This window comes from Hydrocarboniphaga sp. (assembly GCF_028291725.1).
Lineage (GTDB): Bacteria > Pseudomonadota > Gammaproteobacteria > Nevskiales > Nevskiaceae > Hydrocarboniphaga.
Genome location: NZ_JAQGNT010000052.1, coordinates 1 through 18,212, shown reverse-complemented (window position 1 = coordinate 18,212; position 18,212 = coordinate 1). Strand labels below are relative to the sequence as shown.

Below are 18,212 nucleotides of genomic sequence, written 5' to 3'. Positions count from 1 at the left end.
CGGAAGCGCAGGCCCGCTTATTTCGAGAGCCGGCCATGGAATCCGCAGACGGCTGGCTTCAGCATCCGAATCGCCGCAAGCGCTGGTCGCAGGAAACCATCGACCCGGCTCCTTTCACTTTCCACTCGCGCTGGCGTCGACGCCTGCCGTATCCAGCTCCCGGTCCAGGAAAGCGTAGAGATTTTCCTTATTCAAAATTATTCCCCTTGCCTGCTCGATCGCGGCCATTCTTTCGTTGTACGGGTCCGCCTCGAGAACGGTCCGTATCCGATTGATGCAGTCCGGCTCGAAAATGTTGATCGGAATGAAGCAGTCTTTGGGCAGAAACTGCGAAAGCTGCTCGGACCCGTGGTACAGCGGCAGCGAATAGGCCAGCAGAGCGTCGGCCACTTTTTCGCTCCAGTAGAGCGGAGACACGCTGTTTTCGATGACCAACGAATATCGGCAAGGCGCGTGCACGTCCCATTTGCTCATCGCGAAGCCGCGGTAGTTTCGATATTTTCGCAAACCCTCACCTCGGCCCCAAAGTGCGTAGTCGATACCCGACGCATCCAGGGCATCAAGAAAACGCAGTCGCGCCTGATGGCCCGCCAGATCCCGCAGCTCTGAGGTGATGATGCCGAGCGTAATGGTCTTGCTCGGAGCGCGAACCGCCTGAAGATAATCCCAGCTTTTCCCGACATGGAAATGCACATAGGGGGGGCTGGGTCGATAGACCCCACCTGTGGCGAGTAGCGCTTCGCTGCTGGTATAGAAGCGCGACGCCAGCTTGATTCTGCCCGGCTGGGAATAACCGAGCCGAAGGACGTATTCTTCCGGCTCCATATGCAGCCCCCACACGTGTTCTTTCCGAGGCACGCCGGCAGGCCACTGCAGTCCCGCCGGAGGCGCGTTGAGAATGACGTAATGATCCGCGGGACCCTGCGCGACAAACAGGGTGTGGCCCCATCGGCAGCTTCCACCCGGTGTTTGCTCGATCGTTCTTTGCCAGAGGCCAGGAAAGTTTCCGATCAGGCGGACCGTACGTTTGATCCCGAACCTCGCTTTGTCTGCGGGGGTCTTTGCTAGGACTCTGGATATCGTACGCTGGTACCAGAAGTCCTTGAATTTGACCTGAGACAATCTCAGCAACACGCGATCACGCCTGATGCGTACTTTTTCTAGGATATGCATGCGAGCGGATTCTGCAATTTGAGAAAGTTGGCCATCTCTTTTGCCTTACTCCGATTCTTATCGCTCGGACAAACAGAGACCTTCATCGGCCTGCTGGTGTGTCGATCGGCAAGCTTGGCGAGTCATAGCTTGGTCATCTCAAAAATGCCGCATCCATGATCGCACCCAAAATTTGCACTCACATCTGAGGCCGTCAACGGAGCGTTCTCATGCAGGCTCCCCTGGTCGTCGACATAGGAGAAATGGTCGATCTGGTACTTGTCGGCGAAGATCTCCAGCAAGTAACCGACCGAGAAGATGCGGTGAGCATTGAATTCGATGCGCTGAGGGCCGATCGGAACGGAGAAATAAAGTTTTCCCCCGGTCTTCAGGATGCTCCACAGATTGCTCAGTCCACTGATGTATCCATCGTAGGTGACCGGATCGCCATATCGCCCCAGGCCGAAATGCTCGAGCGCATGGAGGCATGACAGAGAATCGCAGTAGTCCTTGAGTTCGGCAGCGACAGGCTCCATCAGGTCGGCCTGCTTGAACTGGATATTGGGAACCGTATTCGACAATGGGCGAATGTCGAATACGATCACCGGCCTGAAAGACGCGACATGCGCTACGAAGCCATCGACCCGTGAGCCTACATCGGCATGGATTTCCGGATTGTTGCGGTAGATCCGTCGCGCAACCAACAGATCCTGATGAAAGTAGTGCCCTTTGGCAGATCCACTCTCCGTGAACCGGTCCTCCAGACAGGGATAAGGCTTTCCCAGGGAAAACTTGCGGACCGCGGTTGATTGCTGCCTCTTCAAGGTAACCAGATCCCGAATATAAAGAGGAAACCCTCTGACAAAGAACATGGTCCGCCGGGGGTCGACGCCCAGCATTACGGAGAACCGGTAAATCTGCCGCAGTTTTTCTTTCATTTCATTTTTCTAGCCATAGAAGGCGCTGATGTTCAGGCGTAGCGAGATCGGATTGCGCGTCATTGGAGCCTGGGGTCTACGTTCACGCAGGGCGAGACAGATATCTCCAGATTCGACAGGTTTCCAGGGGAGTCAGCCAAGCATTCGTCAGCAGCACCGCGCCAAGCGTTGCCACTGGCACCCCGAGAAGACCGATCTGTGGGCATAGTACGATCGTTCCAGCTACCGATAGTAGGCCATGGACGATAGTTGAAGTCGCGAACGGATTCCGCCCGCTGGCGAGTACAAACTGCGCCGGGAGTGCCGTAGCAGAGGTCACAACGTAGTTCAGAACAAAGAATTCCAGAACGATACCCTCAAGGTAGTGCCCGGCACCGATCCATTTTCCAGCGACCGTCGGCATCACAAGCCAAAGGCAAAGCGCAGAGGCAAGCTGCAGCAAGCCGCCGACGAGCAAGGTGCTTCGCAAACGACCTCGTGCGCTAGCCCAGTGTCCGCGTGCGCAGTCCTGCGTAAAAAAGGCCAGCTGGGACATCGCAATCTGGGATATCGCGGTGTTGAATGCCTGGCTCATCTTGAGTGCAATATAGAGCGGCGTGACCGCTGCGGGACCGAGCAAAGTTCCAAGAAGGGGGATCTGCGCCATCCCGACTAGAAAAGCGCCCGATCCCATGATTCCGATGGGCACGGAAACCTTCCAAAGCTGGGCGATCAGCTGCTTGCGATCAACATCCGCGTAGCTCTGCGGGCGGGGATGAACCCTTCGAAAGGCGCTGTGCATCGCCCACAGTTGTAACGCCGAGCTGATCAACATCACGAACATGATGCCAACCAGACCCATCCCCGCGCCCAGAGTCAGGATGATGAGCAGATTGGTCCCTAGCTGATACGTGCCGGCGATTGCCCTGCTGATGAACATGTATCCCAGTCCATCAAGAAAGGATTGACTCAAGCGGGTAAAGAAGTTTAGCGCCGTTGATGCACCCAGCAGGTACCAGACCATTGCTGTTTCACCCGCGTGGGGCTGCAGCAAATTGGTGAACGGCATGACCACGTGATAAATCAGGAGGAACAACGCAGCCCCGCAGACGAAGACTCTTCCGAATATCGAACGGCTGGCCAGATAGAGCCCTTCGATACCTGCGGTACCCGGGTCGGTCCGGATCAGGTCCGGAGATACGAAGTCGACCGTGGAATCCACCGTGAGAGAGAAAGCAACCTGCCGGCTGATGGCAACGCCGAAACCGAAGTCCATCAACATGAACAACGCCATGAATCCCTGCATGGAGAACCAGAAACCGGCGTCGCTGCTGCCGAGCGCTCGAATGACAAAAGGGATGATGATCAGCGCGCCACCGACGGTGCACAGCTGCTGATACCAGCCCGCCAACGTAGCCGCTCGCACGGGATTGGATCGAGCCCAATTAGTCATGGATCGGATCGAAGGTCTCGATCTGGCCCCACCGCTGATCAGTCGTCAGCGCGCCGAAAGACCTCGATTCGCGGATAACGAAGGCGTTCATGAATGTCGACCGCAATACCCGAGATTCAATGTTCGTACACATAGCGCCGCAGCGCGTGATAAAGAACCTTCGCAGCTCTGATCCACGGACGGTCGGTCATCGTGGTATTGAAGGTTCCTGACACGCCGGCGATGTTGGGAAACACCGGGAAACAACTCCATTTGAATCCTGCCGCGACAGCGCCTAAGGACGCGCGAGCCAGAACATTCTCGAAAAAAACTCCTGCGCCGTCATCGAGCGTGTCTTTCAGGGGAAACAATTGCCCAGTCATCATCGTCGGCCGTGCAATGAAGAAGCGACTGTCCGCAAACGTCAAATTCCTCTTGAATGTGCAAAACAGGTCAGCGTTCAACCCGTCCAGCTGACGCAGCAGTTCGCCGATATTCAGCAGCGTAAGCCGCCCGGTGCACTTGGCGACGAACTGTGCCTCCCGCAGCAGGCTCGACTGCTCGAATGCAGCATGCATCAAAGTGAGCTCGCCATAACCTTTGCCCCGCTGCGCCGTGAGTTCGGCCGGATTCAGCGAGATGAACTCTGTTCGCACCCGCGGGTAGCCTCGCGCAATTTCCTTCAGCGCGTCCAGGCGATAGCCGGAGTTCTCCACGAACACGATCGTCGAGACACCGCTGCTCAACCAGCTTTTCAGCGCGATTCGATAATCGTTCAATCGAACCTGCGGATCACTTCTGGCTACCAGCGGCGTCAATCGCGGATCGATGGTAGCAGTGAGCATGAGTACCAATTCACTGCACCGAAGCGGCCGCTGACCGGGCGCAATGTCAAGGTTGACCATCGTCAGTCAGAGTCCTTGATCTTCGGATTGACCAGCGCATAGAGTGCGGCCAGCAGCAGTCCGCCAAGAAGGAAAAGCGAAGCAATCAACGATCGCTTGGGACGAACCCGCTCCTTCGGCACCACCGCGGGGTCCAGGACATTGAATGCATAGTCCGCGCTGCTCTGCGCCAGCATGATGACCTTGATCTGACCCTCGATCAGATGAAACAGGGTCTGTCTGACTTCGATTACCGTAGCGGACTGCAATTGCGTCTGGACGAATTGGATATTGGCTTCTGCGCGCTCGATGGCACGCTTTTTAAGCAGCTCGTTGGTGCGCCTGACGAGTTCCGTGACCCACTTTTGGGCCAGCTCCGGATTCGTCCACTCGACCGCAACGGTGATCAGGCCGGTTTTTTTCTCTTCGGTCATAAATCTGACCCGGCGACTGAACACTCGGTTGCCGTCCCAGAGCGTTGGAATGTCTTTGGGATCCTTGACGTCCCACTTGGACTGGCTCGCGTCCCAACGATCGGCAAAGAGAATCGGCAGGAGATTTTCTTCCGAGATGAAGGCCTCAGTCAGAGCGCGCGATTGCAGCGTGGCCACCGCTTCGATCTTCCGATCACTCTCCTGGCCCAGCGAAAGTCCGGCAAGAGATGCCAGTCCCCCGAGTTGTCCGGGCAAGGACCCAATACCGCCTTCAGACTGGTCCCTAGCCACCGGCAGCATGAGGATCTCCGCTCGGTAGACCGGCTTGATGTACAGGGCGATCGCACTACCGACAGCCGCGCCCAGCAGGGCGCAGAAAGCGATCAGCAACCAGCGCGAACGCAGCCGATTGCGGATTTCGCCGAAAGTAATTTCGCGAATCTCGGGCTCGGCAGTCGATGAACGTTCAGTCATCTCTTATGGTCCTTCGGCGTCACTGCAAGCGGCACCTGTATATGGTTCTCTGACAAGACGATCCCTTCGATATGCCAGAGAGGCTAGTTTACGTGATCGCCCCAAGTGCTCAGCGGCCACATTGATGGCTGGCCCATTCCGAATGCGTGCGGGTCCGTTGCGCCGGAGTCGTCGTCTAATCCAGATCATTGGCCTGATAAAAAAGAAAGGCCCTAACCAGGGCCTTTCGATTCAAACTGCGAAGTTGTTACTCGGAATCTCCACCCTCATCCCCATCATCATCCCCGCCCGCAATCGTCCGACGCTCCGACCCCGTGGCCTCGAAGACATCGCTGATCGGGCTCGATGCCGCACTGACCTTCTGCAGATCATCGAGGAAGCTACCCCCGCGGCTGCGGCGACGCTGCTCGTGATGTGCAAGGCCGGTGCCGGCCGGGATCAGGCGGCCGACGATGACGTTTTCCTTCAGGCCGCGCAGTTCGTCGCGTGAGCCGCGGACCGAGGCTTCGGTCAGCACTCGCGTGGTTTCCTGGAACGACGCCGCCGAGATGAAGCTTTCCGTCGACAGCGAAGCCTTGGTGATGCCGAGCAGCTGGCGGTAGTACTGCGCGCCGCGCTTGTTCTCGCCCTTGAGCTTCTTGTTCTCGGCCAGCACGTGGAAGATTTCGGCCTGTTCGCCCTGCAGGAAGCGGCTGTCGCCGGTCTCGGCGATCTCCACCTTGCGCAGCATCTGGCGGATGATCACTTCGATGTGCTTGTCGTTGATGCGCACGCCCTGCAGGCGATACACGTCCTGGATTTCCTTGACCAGGTGGTTGGCGAGCGCGGTCACGCCCTGCAGACGCAGGATGTCATGCGGGCTGGGTTCGCCATCCGACATGATTTCGCCCTTCTCCACGTGTTCGCCTTCGAACACACGGATTTCCACCCACTTCGGTACCAGCAGCTCGGCCTCTTCGCCGTCGGCCTGGACGATCTTGATGCGCTGCTTGCCCTTGGTGCCAGCACCGAACTTGATGGTGCCGCTGGCTTCCGCCAGAACCGCCGGCTCTTTCGGCTTGCGCGCTTCGAACAAATCGGCAACACGCGGCAGACCGCCGGTGATGTCGCGCGAGCGGCCTTTCTCTTGCGGGATGCGCGAGATCACGTCGCCGACCTTCACTTCACCACCGTCCTCGGTGCTGATGACGGCCTTCGGCGGCAGCGAGTACGCAGCCGGGATGTCGGTGCCCGGGAAGTTCAGCTGCTTGCCCTTGGCGTCGACCAGCATCAGCAACGGCCGCAGATCCTTACCGGCCGAACCACGCGAACGCGCTTCGGTGACGACAAGGTTGGACAGGCCGGTGATCGCATCGCTTTCGCGCTGCACGGTCACGCCTTCTTCGAAGTCCTGGAACTTCACGAAGCCGGCCAGCTCGGTGACGATCGGGTGGGTATGCGGATCCCACTTGGCCAGACGCAGGCCGGCCTTCACTTCCTGGCCGTCGTCGACGAGGATCGTCGCGCCGTAAGGAATCTTGTAGCGCTCACGCTCACGGCCGTCGGCCGCGATGACGCCGATTTCACCGGAACGCGAAACCGCAACCAGATTGTTGTCCTTGTTGCGGACCGTCTTCAGGTTGTGCACGCGCGCGGTACCGGCGGCGCGGGCATCGACACCATCGCTGGACACCGCACGCGAGGCGGCGCCGCCGACGTGGAAGGTACGCATGGTCAGCTGCGTGCCCGGCTCACCGATCGACTGCGCGGCGATGACGCCGACCGCTTCGCCGATGTTGATCTTGTGGCCACGCGCCAGGTCACGGCCGTAGCACTTGCCGCAGATGCCGAACGGCAGCTCGCAGGTGATCGGCGAACGCACCCAGATTTCGTCGACGCTGTTCACTTCCAGCGTTTCGGCCCACTTTTCGTCGATCAGCGTACCGGCCGGCACGATCACTTCTTCGCGGCCCGGCTGGTAGGCGTCACGCAAGGTGACACGGCCGAGCACGCGCTCGCGCAGCGGCTCGAGAATGTCGCCACCTTCCACGATCGGCATCATCAACAGGCCCTGATCGGTGCCGCAGTCTTCTGCGGTCACGACCACGTCCTGCGCCACGTCGACCAGACGGCGCGTCAGATAACCGGAGTTGGCGGTCTTCAGCGCGGTATCGGCCAGGCCCTTACGAGCGCCGTGGGTGGAGATGAAGTACTGCAGAACGTTCAGACCTTCGCGGAAGTTCGCGGTGATCGGCGTTTCGATGATCGAGCCGTCCGGCTTGGCCATCAGGCCACGCATGCCGGCCAGCTGACGGATCTGCGCCTGGCTACCACGGGCGCCGGAGTCCGCCATCATGAACACGGAGTTGAACGAGGCCTGCTCGAACTCCTTGCCGTCCTTGCCCATGGTCTTCTCTTTGCCGATGCGCACCATCATCGCCTTGGAGATGTCGTCGTTGGCACGCGACCAATGATCGACCACGCGGTTGTAGCGTTCCTGCTGCGTGGTCAGACCTTCGGAATATTCGCGATCGACTTCCTTCACCTTGGCTTCAGCCGCGGCGAGGATCTTGGCTTTTTCTTCCGGGATGATGATGTCGTCGAGGCAGAAGCTGATGCCGGCCTTGGTCGACATGCGGAAGCCGGTGTACATCAGCTGGTCGGCGAACACGACGGTGTCCTTGGTGCCGGCCTTGCGATACACGTAGTTGATGACGCGGCTGACTTCCTTCTTGGTCATCGTCTTGTTGATGACGAAGAACGGGATGCTTGAAGGCAGGATCTCGGACAGCAGCGCGCGGCCCGTGGTCGTGGCGACGCGGATGAAGACCTTCTCGCCGGCTTCGGTCACGTCACGCAGACGCACGTTGATCTTGGCCTGCAGATGCAGCTGGCCGGTCTCGTAGGCGCGATGCACTTCGCCGACGTCGGTAAAGGTCATGCCTTCGCCATCCGCACCGATGCGCTCACGCGTCATCCAGTACAGACCGAGCACGACGTCCTGCGACGGCACGATGATCGGGTCGCCGGAGGCCGGCGACAGGATGTTGTTGCTGGCCATCATCAGCACGCGCGCTTCCAGCTGAGCCTCCAAGCTCAGCGGAACGTGCACGGCCATCTGGTCGCCGTCGAAGTCCGCGTTGAACGCGGTGCAGACCAGCGGATGCAGGTTGATCGCCTTGCCTTCGATCAGGATCGGCTCGAAAGCCTGGATGCCGAGGCGATGCAGCGTCGGCGCGCGGTTCAGCAGCACCGGATGTTCGCGGATGCACTCTTCGAGGCAATCCCAAACGGCCGCTTCTTCGCGCTCGACCATCTTCTTGGCGGCCTTGATCGTGGTCGCCAGACCTTTACGCTGCAGCAGCGAGAACACGAACGGCTTGAACAGCTCCAGCGCCATCTTCTTCGGCAGGCCGCACTGATGCAGCTTCAGCGTCGGGCCGACCACGATGACCGAACGGCCGGAGTAGTCGACGCGCTTGCCGAGCAGGTTCTGGCGGAAACGGCCCTGCTTGCCCTTGATCATGTCGGCGAGCGACTTCAGCGGGCGCTTGTTGGTGCCGGTGATCGCACGGCCGCGACGGCCGTTGTCGATCAGCGCATCAACCGATTCCTGCAGCATGCGCTTTTCGTTGCGCACGATGATGTCCGGCGCAGTCAGCTCAAGCAGACGCTTCAGGCGGTTGTTGCGGTTGATGACGCGGCGATACAGATCGTTCAGATCGGAGGTCGCGAACCGGCCGCCGTCGAGCGGGACCAGCGGACGCAGATCCGGCGGCAGCACCGGCAGCACCGTCATCACCATCCATTCCGGACGGTTGTGGCTAATGATGAAGTATTCGATCAGCTTGAGGCGCTTGCCGAGCTTCTTGATCTTGGTTTCGGAAGCGGTGCCAGCGAGTTCCTCGCGCATGCGCACCGTTTCTTTCTGCAGATCGATCGCCTTCAGCAGGTCGTGCACGGCTTCGGCGCCCATGCGCGCATCGAACTCGTCACCGTACTTCTCGACCGAATCGAGGTATTCCTCTTCCGTCAGCAGCTGGCCTTTCTCCAGCGGCGTCAGGCCCGGGTCGACGACGATGTGCGCTTCGAAATACAGCACGCGTTCGATCGCGCGCAGCGGCATGTCGAGCAGCAGGCCGATGCGCGACGGCAGCGACTTCAGAAACCAGATGTGAGCGACCGGCGAGGCCAGGTCGATGTGGCCCATGCGCTCGCGGCGCACCTTGGCGACGGTGACTTCAACGCCGCATTTTTCGCAGACGACGCCGCGATGCTTGAGGCGCTTGTACTTGCCGCACAGGCACTCGTAGTCCTTGATCGGTCCAAAGATCTTGGCGCAGAACAGGCCGTCGCGTTCCGGCTTGAACGTGCGGTAGTTGATCGTCTCGGGCTTCTTCACTTCGCCGAACGACCACGAACGGATCACTTCCGGCGAGGACAGGCCGATCTTGATCGCGTCGAAGTCTTCGAATTCCTCGGCGGGAGCGCGAAGCATGTTGAATAGTTCTTTCATGGTGACTCCTAAAACTCGATTCATGTAGGGCGGGTTAGCGGCTTGCCGCGTAACCCGCCTTAAGTCCGTTCCGGCGGCGGGTTACGGCGCTATGCGCCTAACCCGCCCTACACGCACTATGGGTTCTGCTCCAGCTCAATGTTCAGACCGATCGAGCGGATTTCCTTGACCAGCACGTTGAACGACTCCGGCATGCCGGCGTGCATGCGGTGATCGCCATCGACGATCGCCTTGTACATGCGCGTGCGGCCGTTGGTGTCGTCCGACTTCACGGTCAGCATTTCCTGCAGTGTGTAGGCCGCGCCGTAGGCTTCCAGCGCCCAGACTTCCATCTCGCCAAATCGTTGCCCGCCGAACTGCGCCTTGCCACCCAGCGGCTGCTGCGTGACCAGCGAGTACGGGCCGGTGGAACGTGCATGCATCTTGTCGTCGACCAAGTGGTTGAGCTTGAGCATGTACATGTAGCCGACCGTGACCAGACGCGCAAAATCATCGCCCGTGCGGCCATCGGTGAGCTGCGCCTGGCCGGTACGCGGCAGGCCGGCGAGCTCCAGCATCTCCTTGATCTCTTCCTCGGCCGCGCCGTCGAACACCGGCGTCGCCATCGGCATGCCGCCGATCAGGTTCTTGGCGAGCGCGATGATCTCGGCGTCGTTGAACTGACTGAGATCTTCCTTCTTCGTCGTCTTGCCGGCGTTGTAGACCTTGTCGAGGAACTTGCGGATTTCACCGACCGCGCGCTGCTGCTGCAGCATCACGTCGATCTTCTTGCCGATGCCTTTCGCCGCCCAGCCCAGATGCACTTCCAGCAGCTGGCCGATGTTCATGCGCGAAGGCACGCCCAGCGGGTTCAGCACGATGTCGACCGGGGTACCGTCCGCCATGTGCGGCATGTCTTCCACCGGCACGATCTGCGAAATCACGCCCTTGTTGCCGTGGCGGCCGGCCATCTTGTCGCCCGGCTGGATGCGACGCTTGACGGCCAGGTAAACCTTGACCATCTTCAGCACGCCGGGGCTGAGTTCGTCGCCCGCCTGGATCTTGCGCTTCTTGTTCTCGTAACGAGCGTCGAAGTAGGCGCGCTGATCTTTCAGCTGCTTGGTCGCGGCTTCCAGCTGGCTCTGCGCGTCTTCGTCCTGCAGACGGATTTCGAACCACTTGTCGCGCTCGACCGAAGCCAGGTACTCGGCGTCGACCTTGGTGCCCTTCTTCAGCTTGTTCGGGCCGCCGTCGGCAACCTTGCCCTGCAGGATGCGATACAGACGATCGTAGATGTCGTCTTCGAAAATACGCTGCTGGTCGTTCAAATCCTTGCGGACCGCGGTCAGCTCGCTCTCTTCGATCGACAGCGCACGCTTGTCCTTCTTGACGCCTTCACGCGTGAACACACGCACGTCGATGACGGTGCCGTCCATGCCGGCCGGCACGCGCAGCCCGGTGTCCTTCACGTCGCTCGCCTTCTCGCCGAAGATCGCGCGCAGCAGCTTTTCTTCCGGCGTCAGCTGAGTCTCGCCCTTGGGCGTGACCTTGCCGACCATGATGTCGCCGGCTTTGACTTCCGCACCGATGTAGACGATGCCGCTCTCATCTAGACGACGCAGCGCCTGCTCGTTGACGTTGGGGATGTCGGCGGTGATTTCTTCCGGCCCCAGCTTGGTTTCACGCGCAACGCAGGTGAGTTCTTCGATGTGGATCGTGGTGAAGCGATCCTCCTCGACGACGCGCTCCGAAATCAGGATCGAGTCTTCGAAGTTGTAGCCGTTCCACGGCATGAACGCGATCAGCATGTTCTGGCCGAGCGCGAGTTCGCCGAGATCCGTCGAAGGACCGTCGGCGAGTACATCGCCGCGCGCCACCACGTCACCCGGCGCCACCAGCGGACGCTGGTTGATGCAGGTGTTCTGGTTGGAGCGCGTGTACTTGACCAGGTTGTAGATATCGACGCCGGCTTCGCCCGCGTTGGTCTCGTCGTCGTTGACGCGGATCACGACGCGAGCCGCGTCGGACTTGTCGACCACGCCGCCACGACGGGCGACGATCGCATTGCCGGAGTCGATCGCGACGCGACGCTCCATGCCGGTGCCTACCAGCGGCTTTTCGTTACGCAGCGTCGGCACCGCCTGGCGCTGCATGTTCGAGCCCATCAGCGCGCGGTTGGCGTCGTCGTGTTCCAGGAACGGAATCAGCGCGGCGGCAACCGACACGATCTGGCGCGGCGACACGTCCATGTACTGGACCTTGTCGGGCGTCAGCAGCGTGAATTCGTTCTGATAGCGGCAGGAGACCAGGTCGGACTGGAACGCGCCCTTGGCATTGAGCTCCGAGTTCGCCTGTGCGATCACGTAGCGGCCTTCTTCAATCGCCGACAGATAGTCGATCTCGTTGCTGACCTTGCCGTCGATCACCTTGCGATACGGCGTCTCCAGGAAGCCGTAGTCGTTGGTACGCGCATAGCAGGCGAGCGAGTTGATCAGGCCGATGTTCGGGCCTTCCGGCGTTTCGATCGGGCAGACGCGGCCGTAATGGGTCGGATGCACGTCGCGGACTTCGAAGCCCGCACGTTCGCGCGTCAGGCCACCCGGCCCCAGTGCCGACACGCGGCGCTTGTGGGTGATCTCGGACAGCGGATTGTTCTGATCCATGAACTGCGACAGCTGCGACGAGCCGAAGAACTCCTTGATCGCGGCGCCGACTGGCTTGGCGTTGATCAGATCCTGCGGCGTCAGGTTCTCGGCTTCGGCCAGCGCCAGGCGCTCGCGCACCGCGCGCTCGACACGGACCAGGCCGGTGCGGAACACGTTCTCGGTCATTTCGCCCACCGCACGGATGCGGCGGTTGCCGAGGTGATCGATATCGTCGGTGACGTCTTCGCCGTTGCGGATCGCGATGATCTGCTTCATCACGTCGGCGATGTCGGAGACATCCGGGCCGAGCTTGCCGACGAGGTCCTTGGCAGTTTCGTGCTTCAGAATCTGGAAGAACTTGCCGTCGTACAGGATGCCCGAGCCGGTGGTGGCGGTGCGGCGCAGGCGACGGTTGAACTTCATGCGGCCGACCGCCGACAGATCGTACTTCTCCGGCGCAAAGAACAGGCCTTCAAACAGCGCTTCCGCGGCTTCCTTGGTCGGCGGCTCGCCGGGACGCATCATGCGATAGATTTCGACCAGCGCCTCTAACTTGGTGCGCGTCGGGTCGATGTTCAGCGTGGTGCTGACATACGGGCCCTTGTCGAGGTCGTTGACGAACAGCGTCGGCAGCTCTTTGATGCCCGCGGCGCGCAGCTTCGGCAGCAGCACTTCGGTGATTTCGGAGTTCGCCGCGGCGAGCAGCTCGCCGGTGTTGGTATCGACGGTGTCGCGCGACAGGATGCGGCCGACCAGATAGCTGTCCGGCACTTCCAGCTGCGCGATCTTGGCTTCGCGGATCAGCTTGATGTGGCGCGCGGTGATCGGCTTGCCGGCTTCCACCAGCACCTTCTTGCCGTCGACGATATCGAACTGCGCCTTCTCGCCCTTCAGACGTTCCGGCACCAGATCCCACAGCGCGCCCGAGTCCTGCAGCGTGAAGGTGTTGATCTCGTGGAACATCGCCAGCATCTGCTGGTTGTCGTAGCCCAGCGCGCGCATCAGGATCGTCGCCGGCAGCTTGCGGCGGCGATCGATACGCACGAACAGGTTGTCCTTCGGGTCGAACTCGAAGTCCAGCCAGGAGCCGCGGTACGGAATGATGCGGGCGCTGTACAGCAGCTTGCCCGAGCTGTGCGTCTTGCCCTTGTCGTGATCGAAGAACACGCCCGGCGAACGATGCAGCTGGCTGACGACGACACGCTCGGTGCCGTTGATGATGAAGGTGCCGTTGTCGGTCATCAGCGGCACTTCGCCGAGATAGACTTCCTGCTCACGCACGTCCTTGATGCGCTTTTCCTTCGATTCACGATCGAAGATCACCAGACGCACGGTGACTTTCAGCGGGGACGCGAAGGTGAGGCCACGCACGCGGCACTCGACTTCTTCAAACACCGGCTCGTCGAGGCGGTACTTGACGTACTCCAGCATCGCGCCGCCGTTGTAGCTGGTCATCGGGAACACCGACCGGAACGCGGCGTGCAGGCCGCCCTCCCTGCGCTTGTTCGCCGGGGTGTCGGCTTGCAGGAATTCGCGATACGAATCGATCTGGGTGGCCAGCAGGAAAGGAATTTCCAGCGTGTCGGTGAGCTTGCTGAAATCCTTGCGGATACGCTTCTTGGCGGTGAAGGTGTAGGCCATCTCTACCTCGTCTCAAGGCTGGGGGCGACCCAGCCGTGGATGAAAAAAGTGCTGCGGAGTTCAAAAATCACTGCAATGAGCCGTGATGTCTCGGGTCATTGCAGTGACTTCTGCAAGCAGCGAAAGGCCGGGAGCGTGGGCCCCCAGCCTTTTGCCGATTCAACTTAAGTGCTGATGCTTCAATTCGACTGGAGTTCCTCGACCATCGCTGCACCAGGCAGCGATGCGTCTGATTACTTGATGTCGACCTTGGCGCCGGCGGCTTCGAGCTTCTTCTTCAGGGCTTCGGAGTCGGCCTTGTTGACGCCGTCCTTGACCGTCTGCGGAGCGCCTTCGACCAGATCCTTGGCTTCCTTCAAGCCCAGGCCGGTGATTTCGCGGACGACCTTGATGACTTCGACTTTCTTCTCGCCGTAGTTGGTGAGGACGACCGTGAACTCGGTCTTCTCTTCGACGACGGCAGCGGCGGCAGCCGGGCCAGCGGCGGCAGCGGCGACCGGAGCGGCGGCGGAGACGCCGAACTTTTCTTCCATCAACTTGACCAGCTCGACGATGTCCATCACGGACTTGGCGGCGATCGCGTCAAGAATTTCCTGATTGCTGAGCGACATGGGTAACTCCTAAAAAACTTTGATAGATGTGTGTACGAAAAAACTGGACTGCGATAGTGAATGCTTGGCTTCGCTTAAGCGGTTTCGACGGCTTCGGCAGGTTCGGCGACAACTGCGCCTGCTGCCTGCTTGTCGCCGACTGCCTTGACCACGCGCACGAACTGAGCAGTGGGCTCCGCAAGCGTGCGAACGAACAAACCGATCGGTGCCTTCATGACGCCGAGGAGCATGGACAGAGTCTGATCCTTGGTCGGCAGATTGGCGAGACGATCGAGGTCGGTTGCACCGTACAGGTTGCCACCCACCGCGATGCCCTTGACCACCAGCTTGTCGTTGGCCTTCGCGAAGTCCTTGATCACCCGACCGACAGAACCCGGATCTTCGAGCGAAAACCCGATGACCAGAGGACCCGTCAGCACCGGATCCAGGCACTCGAACTCCGTGCCCTTCACCGCGCGCTTGGCCAGCGTGTTCTTCACCACGTGCAGATAGATGCCGTTTTCACGGGCATTGCTGCGCAGGACGTCGAACTTGCCGGCGGTCAGACCGCGGTACTCGGCAACCACCGCCGAGAGCGCGCGCGACGCGACTTCATTCACTTCCGCAACCAGGGACTTCTTGTCTTCCAGCCTAAGCGCCATCCGACTGACTCCTTGATTGCTCTACTACGTTGACGACACGGGCCTGCTCTTACGAGCTTGCCCACCTTTGCTGCGTACCACGGTGCCGTCAGCTTCAGAGCCGATCTGCACCATCTGCGTAAGCGCTCCTGCGAGCTTTAAGCCCTGCGGCGACTTACGGTCTCCGATGGAGCGGCTAAACAACCACCACACACATCTGAATCTCTATCGGCGGCGATGCTGCGCATCACCGCAAACACTTAAAGCGGCGCTACTCCGGCAGCGTCGAAACGTCGACGCGGATGCCGGGGCCCATCGTGGTCGAGAGCGTGACCTTCTTGATGTAGATGCCCTTGCTCGACGAGGGCTTCTGCTTGCGGATGTCGCGGACGACGGCGAGCAGGTTGTCCATGATCTTGTCCTTGGCAAAATCGGCGCTGGCAATCGAGCAATGGACGATGCCGGCCTTGTCGGTGCGGAACTTGGCCATACCGGCCTTGGCGTTCCGAACCGCTTCGGCGACGTTCGGCGTGACCGTGCCGGTCTTCGGGTTCGGCATCAGGCCACGCGGACCGAGCAGCTGGCCCAACTGGCCGACGACGCGCATCGCGTCGGGGCTGGCGATGACGACCTGATAATCCATGTCGCCGGCCTTCATCTTGGCGGCGAGGTCATCCATACCGACGGCGTCGGCGCCGGCGGCGGTGGCTTCTGCAGCCTTCGCGCCCTGGGTGAACACGGCCACGCGGACCGACTTGCCGTTGCCGTGCGGCAGCACGGTGGAGCCACGGACGTTCTGGTCCGACTTCTTGGCGTCGATGCCGAGGTTGATCGAAAGATCGACCGATTCCTTGAACTTGGCGGTGGAGCAGGCGGCGACCAGATCAAGAGCCTGATCCAGCGTGTAGGCCTTGCCCTGGACGACCTTGGTAGCAAACAGTTTGGCGCGCTTGGAAAGTTTAATAGTGTTGGCCATGGCTCAGACCCCTTCCACTTCGACGCCCATCGAACGGGCAGAGCCGGCGATGATCTTGATCGCGGCGGTCATGTCGGCGGCGTTGAGATCCGGCCACTTCAGCTTGGCAATGTCCTCGAGCTGCGACTTCTTGATCTTGCCCACCTTCTTGGTATGGGGGGTCGGCGAGCCGGATTCAATACCCACGGCCTTCTTGATCAGGTAAGTCGCCGGCGGCGTCTTCATGATGAAGGTGAAGGACTTGTCCGAGTACACGGTGATGACCACCGGGATCGGCATGCCAGGCTCGAGCTTCTGCGTTGCCGCATTGAACTCTTTGCAGAAACCCATGATGTTCACGCCCTGCTGACCGAGCGCAGGACCGATCGGCGGCGAGGGATTGGCCTTGCCGGCCGGAATTTGCAGCTTGACGTAGCCTTGTACTTTCTTGGCCATAAATGCTCCTGTTGGGTGATAGCGCCGCGTTTATTCGCGGCTCCCCGGTTGATGCTTATGGAACCGACTTCGTCGGCTCCGCCTTTAAATGCTTACATCGCTAAAACAGCCATCCTTGGCGAAGCTTCCGGCCCGGCCATCCATGGCCGGTCGCTGAGCCGGGCGAACAGTCCACTGGACTGTTCGCACAACCCCGTCTCAGCCCTTCTCGACCTGAGAGAATTCCAGCTCGACCGGCGTCGACCGGCCGAAGATCAGCACCGCCACGCGCAGGCGGTTCTTCTCGTAATTGACTTCCTCGACGACACCGTTGAAATCGGCGAACGGGCCCTCGGTCACACGCACACTCTCGCCCGGCTCATACAGCGTCTTCGGCTTCGGCTTCTCGACCGACTCTTCGACGCGGTTCAGGATCGAGTTCGCTTCCTTCTCGGAAATCGGGGCGGGCTTGTCCGGCGTGCCGCCGATAAAGCCCAGCACTTTCGGCGTGGACTTGACCAGATGCCAGGTGTCCTCGCCCATTTCCATCTGCACCAGCACATAACCGGGGAAGAACTTCCGCTCGGTGGTGCGCTTGACGCCATCCTTGATCTCGACCACTTCTTCAGTGGGCACGAGGATGTCGCCGAATTTTTCCTGGAGACCGGCGCGGCCGATACGCTCGACCAGGGCCTTCTTCACATTGTTCTCGTACTGCGAATACGCATGTACGACGTACCAACGCATGCTCATCGTGTTCTAACCCCGACCGGTGAGCGATTTGACGCCGAACAGCAGCACGGAGTCGAGACCCCACAGCAGCACGGACATGATCAGCACGACCACGGCGATCATCAGCGTGGCCTGCATGGTTTCCTGGCGACTCGGCCAGACCACCTTGCGCAGCTCGCTGCGGGCGCCAATGACGTAGCCCCACAAGTCCTGGCCAAGCTGGGTGCGATAAGCGAGCGCGACGGAGGCGCCCAGTGCAGCGAGCAGAATCAACAGGCGCAGGGCCGCATTGAGTTCGCCGCTGAACCAGTAAAACGCCAACATGCCGCCCACGAGCAGCAACGCGGAACCGAGCAGCAACAGGCTGTCGTAGCGCGAAGAGCTGGGTGCTTCGATCTGGGGTTCCATCAACATCCCGATGTGCGACTTATGCAAAATGATCTTTCGACTGTGAAACGCTCAAGCCCTGATGGCAGGGGCGGAGGGTCTCGAACCCCCAGCCTTCGGTTTTGGAGACCGACGCTCTACCAATTGAGCTACGCCCCTACGGACCAACCCTACGGACCAACGTAACCCGAGCACTTCAAAAGGGGCGCGGAGTTTACGCGCCCGACAGCCAAAAATCAAAGACTAACCCTCGGCGCCCGATCGAGACCTCCGATCGGGCGCCGAGGGCCGGGACTTAAGCGAGGATCTTGGTGACGACGCCGGCGCCGACGGTGCGGCCGCCTTCGCGGATCGCAAAGCGCACCTGCTCTTCCATCGCGATCGGGTTGATCAGCTCAACCGTCACCTTGATGTTGTCG

The 18,212-nt window shown here is 60.4% G+C and carries 13 protein-coding genes, 1 tRNA gene and 1 pseudogene; all 15 read right to left on the bottom strand.

Annotated features, from left to right (window positions below; genetic code table 11):
- Positions 1–114: 114 nt before the first annotated feature.
- Positions 115–1,173, bottom strand: a complete 1,059-nt coding sequence (locus JWQ90_RS14910) for a glycosyltransferase family 10 (RefSeq protein WP_299695609.1) — start codon at positions 1,171–1,173, stop codon at positions 115–117.
- Positions 1,174–1,295: 122 nt separating this feature from the next.
- Positions 1,296–2,090 carry a DUF268 domain-containing protein gene (locus JWQ90_RS14905; protein ID WP_299695607.1) on the bottom strand — a complete coding sequence of 265 codons (795 nt, stop codon included), beginning with the start codon at positions 2,088–2,090 and terminating at the stop codon, positions 1,296–1,298.
- Between the two features lie 82 nt (positions 2,091–2,172).
- Positions 2,173–3,480 (bottom strand): hypothetical protein, encoded by a 1,308-nt coding sequence (locus JWQ90_RS14900; RefSeq protein WP_299695605.1) that lies wholly within the window; start codon positions 3,478–3,480, stop codon positions 2,173–2,175.
- A 158-nt stretch (positions 3,481–3,638) separates the two neighbouring features.
- Positions 3,639–4,346, bottom strand: a complete 708-nt coding sequence (locus tag JWQ90_RS14895) for a hypothetical protein (RefSeq protein WP_299695604.1) — start codon at positions 4,344–4,346, stop codon at positions 3,639–3,641.
- Positions 4,347–4,408: 62 nt separating this feature from the next.
- The gene (locus tag JWQ90_RS14890) at positions 4,409–5,293 is read right to left on the bottom strand and encodes a Wzz/FepE/Etk N-terminal domain-containing protein (protein ID WP_299695602.1); all 885 of its coding nucleotides are present in this window, start codon (positions 5,291–5,293) and stop codon (positions 4,409–4,411) included.
- 247 nt (positions 5,294–5,540) lie between these two features.
- Positions 5,541–9,788 (bottom strand): DNA-directed RNA polymerase subunit beta', encoded by a 4,248-nt coding sequence (gene rpoC / locus JWQ90_RS14885; RefSeq protein ID WP_366919512.1) that lies wholly within the window; start codon positions 9,786–9,788, stop codon positions 5,541–5,543.
- A 116-nt stretch (positions 9,789–9,904) separates the two neighbouring features.
- Positions 9,905–14,053, bottom strand: coding sequence for a DNA-directed RNA polymerase subunit beta (gene rpoB, locus JWQ90_RS14880; RefSeq protein ID WP_299695600.1), 4,149 nt, complete (start codon positions 14,051–14,053; stop codon positions 9,905–9,907).
- 233 nt (positions 14,054–14,286) lie between these two features.
- Positions 14,287–14,664, bottom strand: coding sequence for a 50S ribosomal protein L7/L12 (rplL, locus tag JWQ90_RS14875; protein ID WP_299695598.1), 378 nt, complete (start codon positions 14,662–14,664; stop codon positions 14,287–14,289).
- Between the two features lie 74 nt (positions 14,665–14,738).
- Positions 14,739–15,305, bottom strand: a complete 567-nt coding sequence (gene rplJ, locus JWQ90_RS14870) for a 50S ribosomal protein L10 (protein WP_299695596.1) — start codon at positions 15,303–15,305, stop codon at positions 14,739–14,741.
- A gap of 250 nt (positions 15,306–15,555) precedes the next feature.
- Entirely contained in the window at positions 15,556–16,260 is a 705-nt protein-coding gene (gene rplA / locus JWQ90_RS14865; RefSeq protein ID WP_299695594.1) for a 50S ribosomal protein L1, read from the bottom strand.
- 3 nt (positions 16,261–16,263) lie between these two features.
- On the bottom strand, positions 16,264–16,695 hold the full coding sequence (gene rplK, locus JWQ90_RS14860; protein ID WP_299695592.1) for a 50S ribosomal protein L11: 432 nt from the start codon (positions 16,693–16,695) through the stop codon (positions 16,264–16,266).
- A 198-nt stretch (positions 16,696–16,893) separates the two neighbouring features.
- Positions 16,894–17,427, bottom strand: coding sequence for a transcription termination/antitermination protein NusG (nusG, locus tag JWQ90_RS14855; RefSeq protein ID WP_299695591.1), 534 nt, complete (start codon positions 17,425–17,427; stop codon positions 16,894–16,896).
- A 6-nt stretch (positions 17,428–17,433) separates the two neighbouring features.
- Positions 17,434–17,814: a preprotein translocase subunit SecE gene (gene secE / locus JWQ90_RS14850; RefSeq protein WP_299695589.1), complete on the bottom strand. Its 381-nt coding sequence runs from the start codon at positions 17,812–17,814 to the stop codon at positions 17,434–17,436.
- Positions 17,815–17,876: 62 nt separating this feature from the next.
- Positions 17,877–17,952, bottom strand: a tRNA-Trp gene (locus tag JWQ90_RS14845).
- 136 nt (positions 17,953–18,088) lie between these two features.
- Positions 18,089–18,212, bottom strand: a pseudogene (gene tuf / locus JWQ90_RS14840) (elongation factor Tu); the annotation flags it as partial.

Bases quoted from the DNA above. Each gene is read 5' to 3' on its own strand.
- JWQ90_RS14905 (WP_299695607.1), bottom strand. From the start codon at position 2,090: ATGAAAGAAAAACTGCGGCAGATTTACCGGTTCTCCGTAATGCTGGGC.
- rpoC (WP_366919512.1), bottom strand. From the start codon at position 9,788: ATGAAAGAACTATTCAACATGCTTCGCGCTCCCGCCGAGGAATTCGAA.
- rplL (WP_299695598.1), bottom strand. From the start codon at position 14,664: ATGTCGCTCAGCAATCAGGAAATTCTTGACGCGATCGCCGCCAAGTCC.
- rplJ (WP_299695596.1), bottom strand. From the start codon at position 15,305: ATGGCGCTTAGGCTGGAAGACAAGAAGTCCCTGGTTGCGGAAGTGAAT.
- rpoB (WP_299695600.1), bottom strand. From the start codon at position 14,053: ATGGCCTACACCTTCACCGCCAAGAAGCGTATCCGCAAGGATTTCAGC.
- JWQ90_RS14890 (WP_299695602.1), bottom strand. From the start codon at position 5,293: ATGACTGAACGTTCATCGACTGCCGAGCCCGAGATTCGCGAAATTACT.
- rplA (WP_299695594.1), bottom strand. From the start codon at position 16,260: ATGGCCAACACTATTAAACTTTCCAAGCGCGCCAAACTGTTTGCTACC.
- rplK (WP_299695592.1), bottom strand. From the start codon at position 16,695: ATGGCCAAGAAAGTACAAGGCTACGTCAAGCTGCAAATTCCGGCCGGC.
- secE (WP_299695589.1), bottom strand. From the start codon at position 17,814: ATGGAACCCCAGATCGAAGCACCCAGCTCTTCGCGCTACGACAGCCTG.
- JWQ90_RS14910 (WP_299695609.1), bottom strand. From the start codon at position 1,173: ATGCATATCCTAGAAAAAGTACGCATCAGGCGTGATCGCGTGTTGCTG.
- nusG (WP_299695591.1), bottom strand. From the start codon at position 17,427: ATGAGCATGCGTTGGTACGTCGTACATGCGTATTCGCAGTACGAGAAC.
- JWQ90_RS14895 (WP_299695604.1), bottom strand. From the start codon at position 4,346: ATGCTCACTGCTACCATCGATCCGCGATTGACGCCGCTGGTAGCCAGA.